Source organism: Roseivirga ehrenbergii (assembly GCF_001593005.1).
Classification (GTDB): domain Bacteria; phylum Bacteroidota; class Bacteroidia; order Cytophagales; family Cyclobacteriaceae; genus Roseivirga; species Roseivirga ehrenbergii.
Window position 1 is genome coordinate 43,415 of record NZ_LQZQ01000006.1, and the last position, 19,324, is coordinate 62,738.

At 39.0% G+C, this 19,324-nt stretch carries 13 protein-coding genes; 8 read left to right on the forward strand and 5 right to left on the reverse strand.

What is annotated here, in order from left to right; genetic code table 11:
- Positions 1-127 precede the first annotated feature (127 nt).
- Complete coding sequence (locus tag MB14_RS06850) at positions 128-1,141, forward strand: threonine aldolase family protein (RefSeq protein ID WP_084375991.1); 1,014 nt, start codon at positions 128-130, stop codon at positions 1,139-1,141.
- A gap of 22 nt (positions 1,142-1,163) precedes the next feature.
- Here the strand turns inward: MB14_RS06850 and MB14_RS06855 are convergent, their stop codons facing one another.
- Positions 1,164-1,691: a DinB family protein gene (locus tag MB14_RS06855; protein ID WP_062590803.1), complete on the reverse strand. Its 528-nt coding sequence runs from the start codon at positions 1,689-1,691 to the stop codon at positions 1,164-1,166.
- A gap of 263 nt (positions 1,692-1,954) precedes the next feature.
- Here MB14_RS06855 and MB14_RS06860 point away from each other — a divergent pair, with 263 nt between their 5' ends.
- A complete protein-coding gene (locus MB14_RS06860) occupies positions 1,955-2,827 on the forward strand; it encodes a lysophospholipid acyltransferase family protein (protein ID WP_062590805.1) in 873 nt (290 codons plus the stop codon).
- A 69-nt stretch (positions 2,828-2,896) separates the two neighbouring features.
- Here the strand turns inward: MB14_RS06860 and MB14_RS06865 are convergent, their stop codons facing one another.
- From MB14_RS06865 to htpG, 3 genes are all read right to left on the reverse strand, one after another.
- A complete protein-coding gene (locus tag MB14_RS06865) occupies positions 2,897-5,401 on the reverse strand; it encodes an ABC transporter permease (RefSeq protein ID WP_062590807.1) in 2,505 nt (834 codons plus the stop codon).
- 461 nt (positions 5,402-5,862) lie between these two features.
- Positions 5,863-6,828 carry a TlpA family protein disulfide reductase gene (locus MB14_RS06870; RefSeq protein WP_062590809.1) on the reverse strand — a complete coding sequence of 322 codons (966 nt, stop codon included), beginning with the start codon at positions 6,826-6,828 and terminating at the stop codon, positions 5,863-5,865.
- A 404-nt stretch (positions 6,829-7,232) separates the two neighbouring features.
- On the reverse strand, positions 7,233-9,125 hold the full coding sequence (gene htpG, locus MB14_RS06875) for a molecular chaperone HtpG (protein ID WP_062590811.1): 1,893 nt from the start codon (positions 9,123-9,125) through the stop codon (positions 7,233-7,235).
- Positions 9,126-9,941: 816 nt separating this feature from the next.
- On the opposite strand from htpG, the gene MB14_RS06885 reads away from it, so the two are divergent.
- From MB14_RS06885 to MB14_RS06905, 6 genes are all read left to right on the forward strand, one after another.
- Positions 9,942-10,463, forward strand: coding sequence for a redoxin family protein (locus MB14_RS06885; RefSeq protein WP_062590814.1), 522 nt, complete (start codon positions 9,942-9,944; stop codon positions 10,461-10,463).
- Positions 10,460-11,527, forward strand: a complete 1,068-nt coding sequence (locus MB14_RS06890; RefSeq protein ID WP_062590816.1) for a BF3164 family lipoprotein — start codon at positions 10,460-10,462, stop codon at positions 11,525-11,527. Before MB14_RS06885 ends, MB14_RS06890 begins: the two co-directional genes overlap by 4 nt.
- 181 nt (positions 11,528-11,708) lie before the next feature.
- Positions 11,709-11,951 carry a hypothetical protein gene (locus tag MB14_RS18925; RefSeq protein ID WP_132644124.1) on the forward strand — a complete coding sequence of 81 codons (243 nt, stop codon included), beginning with the start codon at positions 11,709-11,711 and terminating at the stop codon, positions 11,949-11,951.
- A gap of 690 nt (positions 11,952-12,641) precedes the next feature.
- Positions 12,642-13,700, forward strand: a complete 1,059-nt coding sequence (locus tag MB14_RS06895) for a DUF4934 domain-containing protein (protein ID WP_221405470.1) — start codon at positions 12,642-12,644, stop codon at positions 13,698-13,700.
- 31 nt (positions 13,701-13,731) lie between these two features.
- A complete protein-coding gene (locus MB14_RS06900) occupies positions 13,732-14,931 on the forward strand; it encodes a DUF4221 family protein (protein ID WP_084375992.1) in 1,200 nt (399 codons plus the stop codon).
- 25 nt (positions 14,932-14,956) lie between these two features.
- On the forward strand, positions 14,957-16,108 hold the full coding sequence (locus MB14_RS06905; protein WP_062590824.1) for a DUF4934 domain-containing protein: 1,152 nt from the start codon (positions 14,957-14,959) through the stop codon (positions 16,106-16,108).
- 6 nt (positions 16,109-16,114) lie between these two features.
- On the opposite strand, the gene MB14_RS06910 is transcribed toward MB14_RS06905, so the two are convergent.
- The gene (locus MB14_RS06910) at positions 16,115-19,252 is read right to left on the reverse strand and encodes a T9SS type B sorting domain-containing protein (protein ID WP_062590826.1); all 3,138 of its coding nucleotides are present in this window, start codon (positions 19,250-19,252) and stop codon (positions 16,115-16,117) included.
- Positions 19,253-19,324: the final 72 nt, after the last annotated feature.

The window sequence follows — 19,324 nt, forward strand, 5'->3', positions numbered from 1 at the left end:
AATGTTTAGGTTGAAACGGAGATAATCCGGTTAGGAACATAAGGTTCCTGACCGGGAAATGACTCGAATAAAAACATTTGCACTTCCTCCCTTTTCCTCCTAGATTCCGATCCTAAAAATTACTCCCTTGATAGATTTAAGAAGCGATACCCTGACAAAGCCTACACCTGAAATGCATGCTGCAATGATGGCCGCAGAAGTAGGCGATGATATGTTTGGCGAAGACCCAACCGTAGCTGCTTTAGAAAAAAAGGCTGCCAATATGTTTGGGATGGAAGCTGCACTCTATTGTGCTTCTGGCACCATGACCAACCAAATTGGAATCCGTTTGCATACCACCTTACAAGACGAGGTAATCTGCCATAAATATTCACATATCTATCTTTATGAAAGTGGAGGAATTATGTCGAACTCTGGGGTTTCTGTTCGCCTTTTAGAAGGTGATCAAGGTAGAATTACGGCCAAAGATGTGAAGGCTGCCATTCAACCAGATGATATTCACTCACCTGTTTCACGAATGGTTTCGCTAGAGAATACCATGAATAAGGGCGGGGGAAGTTGTTATGATTTCGATGAAATTCTGGCCATTAAAAAAGTCTGTACCGATAACGGACTGGCTTTTCATTTGGATGGCGCCAGACTGTTCAATGCCTTGGTAGCTAAAAACCAGAAGGCAGAAGATTATGGCAAAGCTTTCGATACGATTTCAATTTGTCTTTCTAAAGGTTTGGGCGCTCCGGTAGGTTCTCTATTGCTGGGCACTGCTGATAAAATTAAGCGAGCCAAACGTGTACGTAAAGTAATGGGTGGGGCTTGGAGGCAAGCAGGATACATTGCCGCGGCTGGTTTGTATGCTTTAGAAAACCATATTGAGCGCTTGTCAGAAGACCATAAAAATGTTCAAATCATTGCTGATACTTTGCAAGGCTTAGATTATGTAGAAGAGATTTATCCTTGCGAAACGAACATTCTGATTTTCAGAATAAGTGACCGTTATACAAACGAATCGTTTTTAGCTAAACTGAAAGATCATGGAGTTTTGGCTTTTGGTTTTGGCCCTCAGCTTATTCGCTTTGTAACGCATTATGATTTCACCCAAGATCATTTAACAGACCTTTTACAAGTGTTAAAAAAACTCTAATGGCTGAGTTTAATGATTATTATCAAACTCCTTTTAAGTAAATTTTAATAAGGTTACGGTGATGGTCCGCATGATGAATTGTGAAATACATCATTTCCCGAACAGTGATTTTACCTAATAACGGATGAGGTAGTATGAACTCATCTAATTGAGCTTCAGTCCATTTATCGAGTTTTTGGTTTATAGTCTCAATGTTGCTTTGAAGCTGTTGGACGAGCTTCTCCTTCTGATTAAAATCGACTTTTTGAGGCGTAAAAGCTGCACTTGCTACTCCACCCAAACTCAGCTTTTCTTTATATCGCTCTACCAATTGGTCAAAGGTTTTTGAAGGGCGATTGGCTTTGCCAAACTTAAACTTGATCAGAAATTTAGGTAAACCCATGGCCTGATTTAACGGAGAAGTACTTTTTATCAAATGTTCCATTTGCTGCCCAGCCGACCACTTACCTTCTGGGGCATATTCAAACTCATCTTTAGTGAGTGAATTGCAGCTGTTTATAAAGTTTGAATAAGCAGCACTAAGCCTATTTTTAATTTGATCTTTTTCCATTGTTCTTGTCCTTAGAATGAAGGTAGAACATCTTTCTGTGATGGACAAAAAGAAAACCGAGCCATCCTTCTGATAGCTCGGTTTTTCAACTAAAAAAACACTTTGTTATATACCACTTTAACTTACGGTGTATTGGTTACGAGTGGATTTAGCAGAATGGAAAATAATTTTAAGTTTCTTTAAATCAATTATAAAGGTTGTTGTGATTGCTTTTATAAGCTTTTTTTGAAGCCTCCAATTTCTCATTTCTCTATCTTTGCGCGATGTTTTTGATCAGGCTTATATCATTGCTTCCGTTTTGGTTTTTGTACGCACTTGGAAAGGTGATTTCTTTTTTGCTCTACTATACTGTGGGCTATCGCAGGTCTGTAATTCGTGAAAATTTAAGCAAAACGTTCCCGGGCTTATCGGATGGGGAACGCTTCAAAGTTGAAAAGGCATTTTACATACAGTTCACTCAGGTTTTTATAGAGTCGATTAAGGCTTATCGTTTTAAAAAGGAGGATTGGGAAAAGCGTGTGCCGCTAGTGAATGCTAAGGCGATGCTTGAATATTTAGATAAAGCCCAACCTGTTATTTTACTTTCGGGCCATACTGCCAATTGGGAATGGCCAGCTTTTTCAATAGGTCAGCAAATTGGCTATCCAATGGAGTTTCTCTATAAGCCCGTGAAAAACCCGAAATTTGATCAACTGATGATCAATCTAAGAACCCGTCATGGTGGTCGTGCGCTACCTAAGGATTCTGCATTAAGGCAAATCATTAAGCGTAAAAATGAACCAAGAATTATAGGTATACTGGCCGATCAGTTGCCTTCTATTGGAGCTGATAAATATTGGATTCATTTTCTAAACCAGTCTACGGCTTTCTATACTGGTCCTCAAAAAATTGCGCAAATAGTGAATTACCCAGTCTTCTATTCGGCTACCAGAAGAACATCAGAAGGGCATTATGAGGTTGAATTTATTCCCGTTATGACCCCGCCATACCAGAAAGGAGGGCAAGAAATTGTTCAGAAATTTGCGGAACTGCTTGAAGAAACCATTCGCCAGAATCCTTCTGACTATTTATGGTCGCATAAGCGCTGGAAGTATGATCAAAAGAAAGAACAAGAGGTACTTCTGGTCAATAAATAATATCGATAAAGGTGGGGTTGTCGCTACAACTCTCCAAAAGTTTAAAACTTTTGGAGAGTTGTATATTCCCTATTCATCCCTCAACGCTTCCACTGGATTTCTATAAGCCGATTTTAAAGACTGGAAACTAATAGTGCCCCAGGCAATTAGCAATGCGGAACCACCCGCGATAATAAATATTGAAGCGGTTATTGGGGTTTGGTAAGCGAAATCTGCCAGCCATGTTTTTACTGCAAAATAGGCCAAAGGCGTTGCAATTAGGATTGCAATGATTACCAATTTGGTGAATTCACTACTGAATAGAAGCACAATGTCTTTTACGCTAGCACCCAATACTTTTCTAACTCCTAATTCCTTTGTGCGCTGCTCTGAAGTAAAAGCTGCTAGTCCGAATAAGCCAATACAGGCAATTGATAAAGCCATTACGGTAAAGATATTGAGCACTGATGTCATGCGTTGTTCGGTACGGAAACTATTTTCAAAATCCTGATCCATAAAACTGTACTCAAAGGGAAGCCCAGGTTTTATGGAGGCCAATTCGGTTTTTACTTCATCTAATAGCTTAGACATTTTCTCTCCAGAATTTACCTGAGTTGGGTCAACTCTAGCAGAAAGGTAGGAAGTGCCAATATTGTAGAGTTCACCATTGTCTTTATGAGCAATCATTAGTGGACTAATCGTCATTCTTAGGCTGTTGTAATTAAAGTCTTCTACCACACCAATCACTTCAAACTTTGGGCTCTCGGAACCTGGGAATGTAACGTGTTTGCCCAGTGGGCTGTCGGTGTCATAGGTTTCTGGGCCACCAAAACCTAAGGCTTTTGCACCAGAAACATTCAAAATAATAGCGTACTTGTCGCTCGCTATGTTATCGTCAAAGTTCCGTCCTACAATAAATTTCGGACTTAACAGTTTGATGTAATCTTCGTCAACAAGCACTCGGTTGAGTGTTACAGGATTGTTTTCGGGACCTTCGGCTTTGTATTTGTCTTCATTAAAAATATTCGGTGCCACTAGATCAGAATAACCTACTTGGGTAAATGCAGGGTTTTGTTGAAGTGTACTTTGCAAGGTCTCAAGGCTTGAATTATCTAATAACTCCAAATTATGTACCTGAAGAATATTTTCTTTTTCGAAACCAACATTGTAATTGGCGGTGTAGGTTAGCTGCTTCTGAACAAAAAACGTGGTGATAATAAGGGCTACGGAAATGGTGAACTGAAATACGACTAAGGTGTTCCGAATCCCTTTTCCCCTAAAGCCATTGCTTATTTTGCCTTTTAGGGCTTGAGTAGGTTTGAAAGAGGAAAGGTAAAAGGCAGGATAACTGCCCGCTACAAGACCCAAACCCAAAATAAACACTAATATTCCCCCTAAAAAGAATGGGTTAGATAGTTCGGTTTGAAGTGAAAGGGTTTTGTTAGCAATGGTATTGAAGCCATTGATAAACAATTCACATAGAATCAACGCAATCGTTGTGGCTGCTAAAGCAAAAATTACAGATTCGAAAATAAATTGGTTGGCGATTGATTTTCGTCCAGAGCCCAACACTTTTCTAACGCCAACTTCTTTGGCCCTTCCTGCTGAACGGGCAGTAGAAAGGTTCATAAAATTGATACAAGAAAGCATAAGTACAAGGATACCCACTGCACCAAATATTTTAACATAAGCGATATTGCCTGAAGGCCCTATTCTATTTCCTGTAATTGGCGAATACAAGTAAGCTTCGCGAATGGGCTGCATTGTGAGCGTCCATTTTTTACCATCAGGAACGAATTCAGCGTAAGACTCGCCAAAGGCACGTTCTACGGCTGGAGCCGCCCACTTTGGCGGAATGGCCTGTAGTTTTTCATTGATTTTTGTGAGATCGGCCTCTGGAGCGACTTTCACATAAGTCACAAAGGTTGTCCACACCCATGTCCATTGACGCGCCTCGATATGGCGGTAGGTGCTCATCGAAGTCATCATGTCGAACTGGATATGTGAGTTAGATGGGATGTCTTCTAAAACAGCCGTTACTTTAAACGACCCAGCGTTTTCGCCTTGTGTTACTTCTAAAATTTTACCCATGGCCTCTTCTTCCCCAAAATACTTGGTGGCCATGCTTTTGGTAATGATAATGCACAAGGGTTCTACTAAAGCTGTTTCAGGGTTTCCTTCTAAAACAGGAAAAGAGAAAAGCTTGAAGAAGTTGGCTTCGGCTGAATAAACTCTAGCTTCTTTAAACGAAACAGGATCACCATTTTTTGGCTCATAAGTGACTAAGTTTTCACCAGAATCATGAATGCGCAGTACTTCCGTAAATTCCGGAATATCTTCCCGAAGCGCTACCGCTACTCCGGGGGCAGTGGAGGCAAACTCCGCATCCCAATCGCCCCAAATTAAGGGTTGGTTAATTCGATATACTTGATCGGCTTCTTTGTGGAAGTTGTCATACGACAGTTCTTCTTGAACATAAAGGCTAATTAGTAGGCAGGCGGTAATGCCAATGGAAAGTCCAAGAATATTGAGAATGGTGAATTGCTTGTTTGCGATTGCGTTGCGCCAGGCAACCTTGAACATATTCTTCAGCATGGGGATGAATTTAGGTATTTCTGTTGGCTTGTTTCCAAAACGAGTGCCAAAAGAAAGTAGCCACTTAGTGGCTTAAATGAACATTTTTTAGACTTCCAGCTTTTTATTTTGTACCCTAGAGAACAGTAGTGTGCGGTGACGGACGGTGGGGGTGTGTTGAAGTTAGGATGTGTTGAGGTGTTAAAGTGTTTGGGTGTTGAAGAAAGGAGCTGACATCAATTAGCTGACTCCGCAACTGTCGCAGGTTTTCCAAACCTGTGACGCTTTATGGATTTTAGGACTCTGTCCGTTTAGCACCAAAGCAATTGAACTTTTCCTAATCCACCCCTGCCCCGCCAGCGGGGTATATTCGAGGTTCATTAAAGTGCTGAGGTTTGAATTCGACTATGTCTTAGTATCCTTGGTCACAATACTAAGTAGTACAACTGCTACAGGTTCGATACACTTTAGACAATAGTCAATTAATCTATATGTTTTTTCAAAGCAGAAATTAACCGACCTTTTCTGCTTCCGAACCATGCTTCTAAAACTTTGCCTTCTGGTGAAATAAGGAAAAAGTAAGGCCATCCGTCTACTCCATATTTTGAGAATACTTCTTTTTTGTTTTCACTTTCCCATAATACTGGCCATTCAATATTGATGTTAAGTCTTTCTGCTTGTTTACCCCAGGCTTTTATTGAGAAGTCTTGGTTATAAGTCATCACTTTTAGGTTGGGGTATTCTTTTACTATTTCAATCATGTCAGGATAGCCTTGCCAGCACGGACCGCAGCCAGTAGCGGCAAAATCTAACAGCAAATATTCTCCGCGGAAATCTTTAGTGGAGAATTCATTCCCATTTGAATCTTTAGCAACAAAGTCAAATATTATATCATTTTCCTTAATCTTAGTTTTCCTGTCGATTATGGCCGAAACACTTGTAAGTCCATATTTGGCTTGGTTGCTAATCTCTTCGGGCACCATCGTAAGAAGCCTTTCTCTATCTTTGACAAGTAGAGAATTACTCTGTGTTGCTAAAAAATTATGCGCCACTTTGTGGTCAATGTTTTTCTCCAGTATTTGAGCTTTCTCTTCCTTATTGGCAGCTAATAGGCTATTCCATAACATTTGAGAAGGTGACCCTTTAGAAATAATACCACCTACAAAGCCAGATTTAGGTATATAAACTTCAATGTCGTTATTGTCGATCCAGATAGATTGGAACTTGTTTTTATAGAGAATTGACATAACCTCTGGGGAGTTTAGTTTTCTTGAGATGACAATCTCCGACTTGTCAGTAGGTAAGTTGAATTGGCCTTCGCTAAAGGCGATCCTTATTTGGTCTTTGTCCTTAAAACCATCGAGTTTGAATGTTAGCCTTAAAGAATCTTGAGCGTTAAGACTAACGGATGAAGCAAAGAGAAGAGTGAATATTAGGTGTGCTCTCATGATAATTATTTCAATATTGGTCTAATATAAATCATATTTTTTGTAATAAAAAGATGGTTTAGTGAGGAGTTGTTTCACCTATGTATAATCACGAACAATCAGAGGTTCTCCGAACTCGTCACTATGGGGTCCGTTTAACTCTAAAGTAATTGATCGTTTTTTCAGGGTTATTTCTTTTTAACTGGGACAGCGTCCCTTTTAATAGACAGGTTTGGAAAACCTGAGACAGGAAAGTGAGATTGCAGATCCACCCCTGTCCCGGCAGTGGGGTATATTCGAAGTTCATTAAAGTGCTGAGGTTCAACTCTAGCAGTCATGTTGAGCTTGTCTTTAGCCATATCTATAGATACAAAAAGCCCCAATCCATTGCTGAATTGAGGCTTCTGTTTTTGTAATTTATAGAATTACTCGCCTAAAATGGCTGTACTTCTTTTGATGAAATCGGTAAGGGCTTTGCCTTCCAACAAACCTTGAGAAAGTAGGGCCAAATCGAATGCTTGTTTTGCCAAACCTTCTTTGTCGCCATCTGCTGAAGCCGCAATGATTTTATCTACCAATTTGTGGTTACCATTGACGGTTACATTGTAGTTGTCGGGCATGGAACCAAACATGTTGAAACCGCCTCCGCCTGTTGCTTGCATGTCTTTCATTCTTCGCATAAACTCAGGCATAGTCACAGAAACAGGTGCATCTGATGGCGCCAAAGGCTCAACAGCAACGGTATAAGCTTTGTTGTTGATCGCCTTATCGAAGATGCCTTTTACGGCTTCTTTCTGCTCGTCATTAATCACCAACTCACGCTTCTCATCTTTGTCAATTAGCTTATCGATGTTGTCGGCATCCACACGCTTGATTTGCGTGTTCTCCAACTTGGTTTCCATATGGTTAATAAAGTGGCTGTCGATTGGAGTATCCAATACAATCACATCATAGCCCTTGTCAACTGCATCGCTAATGAATGAATCTTGCTTTGCAACGTTCGTAGCGTAAAGCCAAACTTTGTTGTTGTCTTTGTCTACTTGGTTGGCTTCAATATGCGCTTCGTACTCTTTCATTGTAAAGTACTTGCCCGCTGTGTTTTTCACCAACACAAAGTCTTTTGCTTTGTCATAGAATTTCTCGTCAGAGATCATTCCGTACTTCACAAAAAGACCGATGTCTTCCCATTTGCTTTCGTAAGACTCACGTTCTTTTTTGAAAAGCTCACTCAGTTTGTCGGCTACTTTCTTAGAAATGTAAGTATTGATTTTCTTCACATTTCCATCCGACTGTAAGTAGCTACGCGAAACGTTCAATGGAATGTCTGGTGAGTCAATTACACCGTGAAGTAACATCAAGAATTCAGGAACGACATCCTTGGTTTCGTCAGTAATAAATACTTGACGAGAGTAAAGCTGGATTTTGTTTTTCTGTACTTCGAAGTCTTTCTTCAATTTAGGGAAGTAAAGAATACCTGTAAGCTCGAACGGATAATCCACATTCAAGTGAATCCAGAACAATGGTTCTTCAGAGAACGGATAAAGCTCTTTGTAGAAGTTTAGGTAATCCTCATCTGTTAAATCATTTGGTGATTTTGTCCAAAGTGGCGTAGTGTTGTTAATGATATTGTCTTCCTTAACAGTCTTATATTTCTTCTTGCCCTCTTTGTCTTCACCGTCTTCAACTTGCTTGTCTTTCTCTCCAAATTTCACTTCGATAGGAAGGAATTTGGCATACTTGGTAAGCACATTCTGAATACGAGACTCTTCCAAAAATTCAACAGAATCTTTGTTCACGTGAAGCGTGATGGTTGTACCTCTTTCTTTTCTTGTTCCTTCAGTAATTTCGAACTCTGTAGAGCCGTCACAGATCCATCTGGCAGGTTCTGCACCTTCCTGATAAGAAAGGGTGTCAATTTCTACGTTATCGGCTACCATAAAGGCAGAGTAGAAACCTAAACCGAATTTACCGATGATTTCTTTGGCATCGCCCGCATCTTTAAACTTCTCTACAAACTCAGTGGCACCAGAGAAGGCAATTTGGTTGATGTATTTTTTGATTTCCTCAGCCGTCATCCCGATTCCTCGGTCGCTGATGGTAATCGTCTTTTTCTTTTTGTTTACGCTTACTTCTACCCTTACCTCTCCGAGGTCACCTTTGTACTCACCGAGTATGGCAAGGCGTTTCATTTTCTGACTGGCATCAACTGCGTTCGATACCAATTCTCTTAAAAAGATCTCATGATCTGAATAGAGAAACTTCTTGATGATTGGGAAAATATTCTCGGTGTGAATCGAGATTGTACCTTTTTCTTGCATGGCTTATTGTCAGTTTTTTTAATCCAAGTTCAATAAGACAAAGGCCATACCAAGCGGAAATGGGTGACAGGGTGGCAGAATAGTACGGCTCTTTGTTACGTGATTTCAGCTAAGTTCATGAATTGTCGTAAATCCAAGAAAGTATTTACTTATAAGCGAAGACTATATTTAGGTTATGCCTAAATATGATTTGTCTAATATTGAGTATTTAGAAAATAAATAAAAATAATTTTGAAATGAAATGAGTGAAACAACGGGGTATAACTGCATTTTTAAGGTTTAGCTTGATTAATCACAATAATGAATTGTAGTAAAATATTGTTATTCTAAAGTAGATTATGTAACATTATGACGTTAATTAAAAGGGGGTTGCCGAAAACCTTGTTTTAGAGTAGGTGAAATTAATGGTAAAATAAGGTGGCATGCAACCTGTTTTGCCGCTTTTGATTGGCAAAGGGAGATGCTGAAAACCCATTGAATAGAGTAGGCCAAACAATGATTTATTGATATGATGAAATCAAAAAAAATCTTAAGATCAGTAATAGGTGTTGTCAGTTGTGTATTATTGATAGTGCTTATATCTATGACGCCTTTCAATAAGTTGAAAGCAGAACAGCCAGTGGTTGAAAATCCTAATGAGTGTTGTTTAAATGGATACAAGTTATGGGAAGACCCTAACCCTTTGGAAGCAGATAAGAATTTTCAACATTGCGGGTGCTCTTGGCATAAAGGCAACGACCCGATAGCATGTTCATGCCCTGTTGATTAGTGAACTGAGTAACCACTTTTTTTGAGTGGTTACTTTAAATTTTTTTTATGAGATACTCCCTATATTTATTATTATTATTATTATTCACTGTTTCATGTGGTAATCAAGAAAAAGACTATTTGATAGATTATCCACACCTGAAAGATAAGGTTGTCGATTTAAATGAACATCTAATAGCATATAATGACGCATCTAAAAACAGAGAAGTGCTTAATAACAAGAAGACGATAGTCAATATTGTTGATGGTACGTGCTCAAGGTGCATACAGGAATTAAAAGATTGGCAAGCATTTATTGATAAACATATGTCTGATGAAGATGTTAATTATGTTTTCATTGCTCAGGGGCAACATGACTTCTATTTTGAGTATAATGTACTGAAAAAGGATTTTTTGAAAATGCCAATATATTTAGATCCTGAGTATAAATTTACTGACTCCAATGATCTTATAGATGTGAAAGCGGAACATACAATGATTTTAGATGAAAGAAATAAGATCTTATTCCTCGGTTCACCAGTTTTTAATGAAGAGAAAGAGAAACAATTCTTTAAAGTATTGAATCAATGAAAATATCAAAATATTCTTTAGTGGCAGGTGTTTTTTACGCCTTATTGTTTTGTGATATAAAGTCATCTAAAGCACAAGTTTTTAGCCCAGACAAGAACGGGGAAGCTATTGAATTAGTAGGGCAACCAAAAGCTTTCTCATCAGGTGAAGTCTTTCTTCCAGGTTTTCTCAATACTTTTGGTGACCTAATCATTATCCAAGATGACGCAGATAGCATGGTGTACAAAGTGTTTAATAGACACACCTTAGAATTTATAGTGTCGTTTGGGAAAAAAGGAATGGGGCCAAATGAGATATCGTTCGGTCCAACCGCAGTTCATCAGGATATCGAGAATACTGAAAGTTTTGAGTTTTACGATTTTGGTAAAAAGCGTCTCATAAAGTTGAGCTTAGAGAATATTTTAGCCAACGACATTGCCAATTTCAGTCAGTATGTGGTTTTTCCTCCTGAATTAATTAATGCTCAGCTGGCAATCTTTCTTGACGAAGATCATGTTGTTGGATCTGGCGGAATTCGTGAGGGCAAATTGTTTTTCTACAACACGAATACGGAATCGATCAAGTATACTGATTTTATACCAAAAACTAAAAAGCCATTACCGACCGATAGAGATAGGGGGTATTTGTACAGTAATAAGATGACTGTCAATAGAGAGGCTAAAAGGATAGCTGTTGTTAATGAGTATTTTAAGCAACTTGAAATTTATAACTATGAAGGAGCCCTCGTTAAAACCTATAGTTTTCCTGATACAGAAGAACCCATATTTTATTTACGAGAGAGTATTACGTCAGATGAAACGGTGTTGCATTATAATGGGATTTGTTCAACGAAAGATTTTATATACGCAAGCTATATAGGTTTTGACGATATTGAACTGGAGAAATTAAATTATGATATTCCAACAGAAATTCACGTTTTTACATGGGAGGGAAGCTTGCATAAGATAATAAAACTAGACCGTCCCATAAAAGCATTGACTGTAACTGAAGATAACAAGACTTTGATCGCAGTTGATCCATTGAATGAAGACATGCCTTTAGTTATGTACAATATCAAACCATAAGCCTTAAAGGTTAATGATAATATGAAGATCTCTGATGACAACTTTATTTAGTGTCTACCTTTTTCGGAAATTAATTCAATTTTAGTGGGTTTAAAATAAGAGGCGAGGTGGTCTGAATAGCTACTGCGACTATGAAGAATCATGCTATATAATTATTCAATCGAGTTAAAATAAAAAAATCATGAAAAAAATCTTAATTGTGTTGTTAGTACTCTTCTCGATGACTTCCATTACAACATCGGATAGCGTAGATAGTGAAAATCATGTGTTAAAAGAGTTAGAAGAGCCTTGCTGTTTAAATGGCTATAAGACTTGGAAAAAACCTAGTTGGATTTGGGGTCAAGGTGTGAATTTTGTTGATTGCCAATGCACAGCACAAAAAGGAAGAGACCCCGTACAATGTGAATGTTCAACAGACCAATAAATAAAATATTATGAAGAAGATCTTAATGATATCATTTGTCATTTTTACAATGACTTCAATTACATCATCACACAGTTTAGACAGTGAGAATACGATGTTAAAAGAACCAGAACCATGCTGCCAAAACGGCTATGCCACTTGGAAAAAAAGAAGCCTTTTTGGAGGTAATGTAAATTTTTTCGATTGCCAGTGTGCTTATTATTTTGCTAGACCACAGCTGCAGTGCTCTTGTGAGGATGATCTATGATCAACTGTTGATCATCGGATGCTAGAAGTGATAGTAGTTTGCTGACAAATGCACGCTAGAGTTGATAAACTCTTATTCTTGTAGATTAGACATAGTTGAAGTTATTGCGTTTTTCTTCACTAGTCTGATCGTCTCCTCAAGACTGATCCTATAAGAATAATCAATAAACCAATTTAGGACGCCTTTCAAATTGTCATCTGATGTTTCCATCAACATTCCAAAAGCTTTAAGCTTTTGGAATGTTTGTTTATGCCCAGCAGAAGATGGGTTATGAGACCAAACAATAAATGAGAAGGTAGAATCATTTCAAAAATGATCTTTTTCGCCTAACTTATTAGGTGAAAAAATTTAATCTTGTGCACCTCAAGCCCGTCAATCTCTTTTACTTATTTTCCTTAATCATAATCTCCTCTTGCACTGTTGAAAAAGAAGAAACGACAGCTTTGAAAGTATACGAGGTAGACCTTGATGGCGAACGTACTTCTTTGTTCGATGCGGTAAAGGATGTAGAAATTACGGTTTTGGAAGAAAGCGAAAATTCGATGTTTGGTTATGTGGATCAAATTATTCCTGATGGGGATGATTTGATCGTTGTGACTGGAGGTCATGGAAAAGCGATACGCTTTAATAGAGACGGAGAATATATTTCTCACCTATCCGAGCGAGGAATGGGGCCGAGGGAATACCCATCCATTACCGGTTTAACAATTATAGATGATCAAGTTTTGTTGCTTGACGGCAAGCGTCAACGAATTACTAAGTGGACGAAAGACTGGGGCTATGACTCGGCAATGCGATTGGGTTTTGCGGCAGCTCATTTTACTGTACAAGGAGATGGATATTTATTCAATGCTAATTACACATTGGTAGATGACACTGTTCGTGCGAATGTGATTGCAACCAATGCGAATTTTGATTTAGAAATAGGCTTAGTGCCATTTAAAAAACCTAAATCTTTGCTACTCGGAAATACGGTTGTTTTTAGTAAAGTTGGCAGAGACATACACTACAGACCTGGCTTTAGCGATACTGTATATAGTATCTCCCCTGAACACAAAGCAAGTCCAGCTTATCGATTTGAATTTGGCAAGTATTGGCATTTCGCAAATGAACTACAAACCGATCATGAGTTTTTTGAATTTATAGACAACCTGAAAGGGAAGGCCGAGGCATTGATATATTTTACGAGTATAGAATCTGATAATTGGATTTTTGGTAAAATGACAATGTTGCCTACATATCGAACACTGGGCGTAGTGATAGATAAAAAATCAGGGGAAGCTCAATATCTAGACCTTCAAATAGGAGAAGGTTTACAAGACTCTATTCTTCCAATCTTGGTTGAAAACGAACGCGTTTATGTGGCTATTGATGCTGATAATCTCAGGTATATTCTATCCAAAAACCCTCAATTCGAGAAGGTCATAAAAGGCAGTCAATCCATAGAAAAAGCCTTGGCTTCAGAAAACCCAATGATCATGTCTTTTAATTTTAAGCACTAAAAGAGAATTACTTCTCCTAAATATTAGTCGAATGTCGTTTGAAATTATGAACTCAAATAAAAAGTATTTTTTAATAGTGTTTTTGCTAACCTTCTGGGGTTGTTCAACACAGAAGGACAATGTAAATGATGATGCCTTTGGCAAATTTGAACTTGAGAAAATAGGAGAAAAGGTCTTTTACTTGGACAGTACATTGGCGCCATATAACCAGTCCATCTTAACTTTTGAACAGGATGGAGTTACCAAACTGTCAATCTTTAATCACTTTAATGTCAGTGTAAACGTTTTTGATTACTCGTCAGGTAAAATAGAAAAGCAGATAGGCTTTCTGAAAGATGGCCCAGAAGGAATTGGAACAATTACGAATATGGGGCATTTTATGCAAAACTCAGATTCCATTTTCTTTTTTAACCACTGGCAAAGTAGAGTACACTTAATGAATGCTAAAGGTGAGAAATTACGCTCCTATGATGTTGGAATAGGGGAAGATAGTGAAGAACAGTCAAAACAAGGGTTTCACATGATGGTGTCACCCCTTTCCCAAGCTTTTAAAAATGGTGATCGACTTTTTATTTCTGTCCAGAATGCAGGAGCAAATCCTTTTGATGATCAGCGACTGATCTATATGATTGAGTTGAATTTGAGGACGGGAGAACGAGAGTACCATTCGCTTCCGCAACCTTTAATGTTGAATAATTTCTGGGGAGTTTATACTCCATTTGCCTCTTCTTTGGCATTTAACCCTAACACTCAAGAGTTCAGTTTGAGCTACACTAAAAATCCAGAAATAGACATTGTCTCGGTCATCGATTTGGATAGCATTCAAGAAAGTAAGTCGGTAAAATCTGAATACATGAGAGAGATGAAGCCGCTCCCTAAGCGCAGAGACACGCCTACTTTGTATGGCTATAGTTTTAATGAACTTTCCGACCTTACCAATATGCAAGGTTTTTATGTGAACTTCATTTACGACCCTTATAAGGATGTTTATTATCGGGTTGCTCTCCATGAAAGAACGGCTGAACAATATGAGAAAGGGAGAAGGAGTTTTAAGCTATCCATCATCGTGACCAATTCAAATTTTGAGAAGATGGATGAGCTGGACTTGCCTGAAGGAATGTATGAGTATGAAACAGCTTTTGTAAGTAAAGAAGGTCTGCACTTTTCACGTCAAATTGAGTATCAGCCAGATGAGGACCAGTTGGTATTTGATGTGTTTGGACTCAAATAAAGGGATTATTCTAAACCATAGGATCATGAATTATAAAGCTTGGTGGCTCTTCCTAATCACATTGGCCGTTTTTAGTTGCTCAAAGCCTGAAGTTAAAAACGAAAGATTTATTACGATTAACGCTGCTAAACCCAATTTGAAGGAGCCAGTGGCTAGTCAACAGCTCTTTAAGAATGTTCAAATTGTTTCGCTAGAGACCAACGATAACTTGCTTATGGCTGGTGCTAATCAAGTTAAATTTTTTGAGGATCAGTACTTTGTACTGGATAGACAGATACAGAAACTATTCGTATTTGATTCGCAAGGCAATTTTAAGTATCAAATAGGAACAGAAGGAGATGGGCCTGGAGAGTATAGAGAGGCAGTTGATTTTGATATCGATGAGGTTTCAAAGAAACTCTATATGTACTGTCCTGAACAACTGGCTATTCAGGTTTACGTTACATCGGGTGAGCATATAGAAAGAGTAAAACTAGATTTCTATTCGAGTCGATTTAGTCTACTTGGTAACGATAAGCTCGCTTTTTATACCAATTATAACCCTAGAGATGTTTCAGGTTATAAAAATGTTTTGATTACAGACATGAAAGGTAAGGTGTTGAAGAAATACTTTCCTTATCCTAAATCAATCCAATCTTCTGTAGGATTTTCTGGGCTTTTTGCTGGAAATGGTGATTCAGGATTTTATGCACATGCTTTTTCTGACACTTTACATCTTCTGAATATCGAAACTGGTAAAATAGATCAAAGTATCAGGTTTGATTTTGACGGTAATGAATGGCCACATGGGTTTGATTTCAATAAGTTAAACTCAATAGATATATCTTGGCTAAATACGTCCTTGTTTTACGATGATAGCTTCCTTTTTCAGGGAGTGATGTATGAAAGAAGAAATAGACATTTGATTTACAATAGGAAGAATGGTCATGCCTTTAATGAGAATGACGTGTCGGAAGATCTCCTATTCAAAATGATAAACGCCCCAAAAACAGTGCTGCCAGATGGAACATATGTTTCGAGCCTATCTTCACTAGGTATCGGTGCCTTGAAAAAAGTATACCCTGAAGAGTGGGAGCAATTTGAGGTGAATTATCCAGAGTTAGTGCCACCTCTATTAGCTTTAGAGCAAGAACAAAACCCTGTACTAATTCAGTTTAAGCTAAATAGTGATTTATAGTCCCACTTACTTATACATCACCACCCTGCCTTTGGTTTGTGCGGCTAATTCTGGGTTGATAGGGTCATAGTAATCGATTCTATAAATGTAGGTGCCAGCCGGAAGCTCTTTGCCGTCTTGTGTGCCGTCCCATTCTCCACCAGTTTCAGAGATGAAAATGGGCTGCCCCCATCGGTTGAAAATAGTGATTTGATAATTGACGATGCAAGGGGATATTGGCTTGAAGGTGTCGTTAATGCCATCGCCATCTGGAGTGAAAATATTTGGAACAAATAGCTTAGGGTAAGTTTCTTCCTTTTTGATTTCTTTGGAAATAGTGCAACCATTAGCATCAGTTACAACTACCTGATAAGTTCCTTTGCCCACATCATAAATGGTTGGGGCATTTACACTGGGTTGTGTCGACCATTGATAGGTATAAGGTTCGGTACCGCCAGTTACACTAATCGTTATGGTCCCGTCTTGTTGCTGTGGGCAAATGGCGACATTGTCGCTTACCCGTAACTGAAGCGGAGCGGGGTCTACTAGTTCCACATAATGATTAGAAGTACAACCATTTTTGTCTGTCACCACTAAAGTATAAATACCAGCAAAAAGCTTGTCAAATAAAGGTTCTGGTTGTGTTACATCGTAATTGCTGGCGCTAGTGCTAGCAAAAAGATGATAGGTGAAAGGAGCAGTGCCTCCTTTGGGAATTATGCTTACAATACCGTCAGCGTCTCCGTTACAAAATTTAAATTCTTGCACATCGGCTGTTAAAAGCTGAGGAGATGAGATATCAAAGGTTTGGGTTAAGCTGCAGCCAATTGCGTCTGTTACAGTTACTTCATATTCTCCAGCGGCCAAATCGCTTACATTCGGTGTTAAATCTTTACCATTGCTCCAGCTTATAGAATATGGGGCCTTACCTCCTTGAATGGATACGCTGGCTTTGCCGTCATCGGCACCAAAACACGAAAGGTCAGAAGTTTGAATGTCGAAGGAAATGTCTTCGTAAACCAAAACATTTAGTGCTTCGGAAGTTCCATAGCAAGAGTTTTGAAATAGGGTATAAGACACTTTCCCACTTGGTTGCGTCCAGTTCACTTCAATCTGATTTGTGTTTTGGCCAGAAGATATAATTCCTCCTTCTACATGCCATTCAAAAGTAGCACCTGTGATTTGAGGAGTATAATAGATTTGCTTGGTCTTCTCTTGAAAACAAACTTCGGTACTTCCAAAGGGTTTGTCTGGGCTTAGTTCATCTTTGGCTTCCAATACTACTTCTAGCTCTATTGCAGGAATAGTGCAACTGAATTCATCAGACACATAGACCCTAACCATTGCCTGTGGATTTGGCGCGCCCCAATTAATAGTTACCGTTTCTTGGTTGTCGGCACCTACAATTGTTCCCCCAATGACTTCCCAATTGTAAAAATAGTCTCCTTCTTTGATTAAGGTATACACCATATTTTCAGAGAAAGGACAAAGTGATGTGGGGCCTTCTATTCTTTCGGCTTTTATTTCATGTACTTCTACTTCTCGGATTAAAGTATGGGTAGTTAAGCAAATGTCTTCATCGGTAAAAACCTTGGCCGAAATTCTATATAGGCCAGCATCATCATAAATCTTATTTACGCTGACTCCTTCTGCGGTGGTGCCGTCACCAAAATCCCATTCAATATGACTGTAAGTACTTTCAAGTCCTGGTTTGAGGTAGTTTAAGCTAAACTCAAGTTCGGAGTTTAGGCAGGCATTTTCTTTTACTATACCCAATTGTTGATCGTTGATGGCCACCTCGAAACTAAGATTGTTTAAGTTCTGAAAAGGGTTTTGACCATAGCTTGTACTCGGGCCAAATCCGTATTCGGTAACCGTAAATTTACCTGTGCCAGCTTTCAGTCGATAGGCTACACCTGGTGTTACTGCTACGGTGGCATAAGAGAAGCCACTACCTCCTATTTCTGTAAAATTAACTGCGCCAGGGCTTGGCGAAATGCTGAAATTTGGGGCATCTGCTGTAGGGATAGCGATGTTTAAAAACTGATTAACGATGTCTTTGGTCTCCACAATCTCGACTACAGTTTCTTCAATGCCTTGCTCAAAAGGTGATAGGGTAATTGAAAAAGGAGAGCCCATTGCATTACCTAAGACGGGAGGTGTGAATGCGTCACAACCATCTTGCGCTGATGCTTGCTGCGTGACTAAAATGGGTTTGTCGGCCTTAATATATAATGGGTCGTCATCTGAAAGCATAAATGTTTCTCCCTTCTCAAAAACCTTTGTTGCTGTACTGAACTGATTGGTTACTTGTATAGTGGTATTGTTTTCAGTTGCCATATAGCTGTATGAGAATTTTTTTTCTTCTCTGCCCAGTAGGCGGGTTAAAACGTATTCTGTGCCAATAGTAGATAAGGGCGAGAGAGATTCTACAATATGGCTGGCGGCAGAAGGAAATGGGCAGTGACCGAATGAACGCTTTTGACTTCCGGTATAAACAATTACAGGGTTACAGTAAATAGGAGGAAGCCCTACTCCGCCAGGAGGTGGAGGTGGCCCATTGCTAGGAACGATAGTTTGATCTTTGGATACGATAATTTCTAAACCGGAAAGGTCACTGGTTGATTCGATGGTATAGGTAGACATGGCATCGAGAAACAAGGCTTTTTCAGTTCCATCGGGGTGAATTATTTTCAGTACGGTTTTGCCGCCAGTAGCTATAATATTTACCTGACTAGTGTAGGGAGGATTAAGGCCTCCTTCCCAATCATCGGCAACGATATAGTGATGTCCGGCTGAAATTAAAGGAGTGGCAATGGTAGCATCGGCACTGAAACTGCCTGAATTACTAAATGCAAAGATGACTTTATTGTCGGAAATTACTTGGGCTGAGGCATTGACATTAGCGCCATTAGACACAGAAGTTGTAATAAGTCGGGCTTGTTCTGAAGTTAACTTAAAGCTTGACTGGCCAACAGGAAGGTTGTGGGTTACGCTTTGTTTATTGGCAAAGTTGACTTCAACTGTACTTGGCTTTTCGGCTCTAAAATGGAAATAAACCTCTTTTTGAGGCTCGTCATGCGGAAACAGGCTTACATAGAATTCTCTACCCCAACTGTCATTCTGCGCAAAGCAAGAATGGCCTAAAAGGAGTAGAAAAAACAATACATATGTTTTCCTCAATAATAGCACTAGTCGAATCCGATTGAATTGATAAAGATATGGAATCGACCGTCA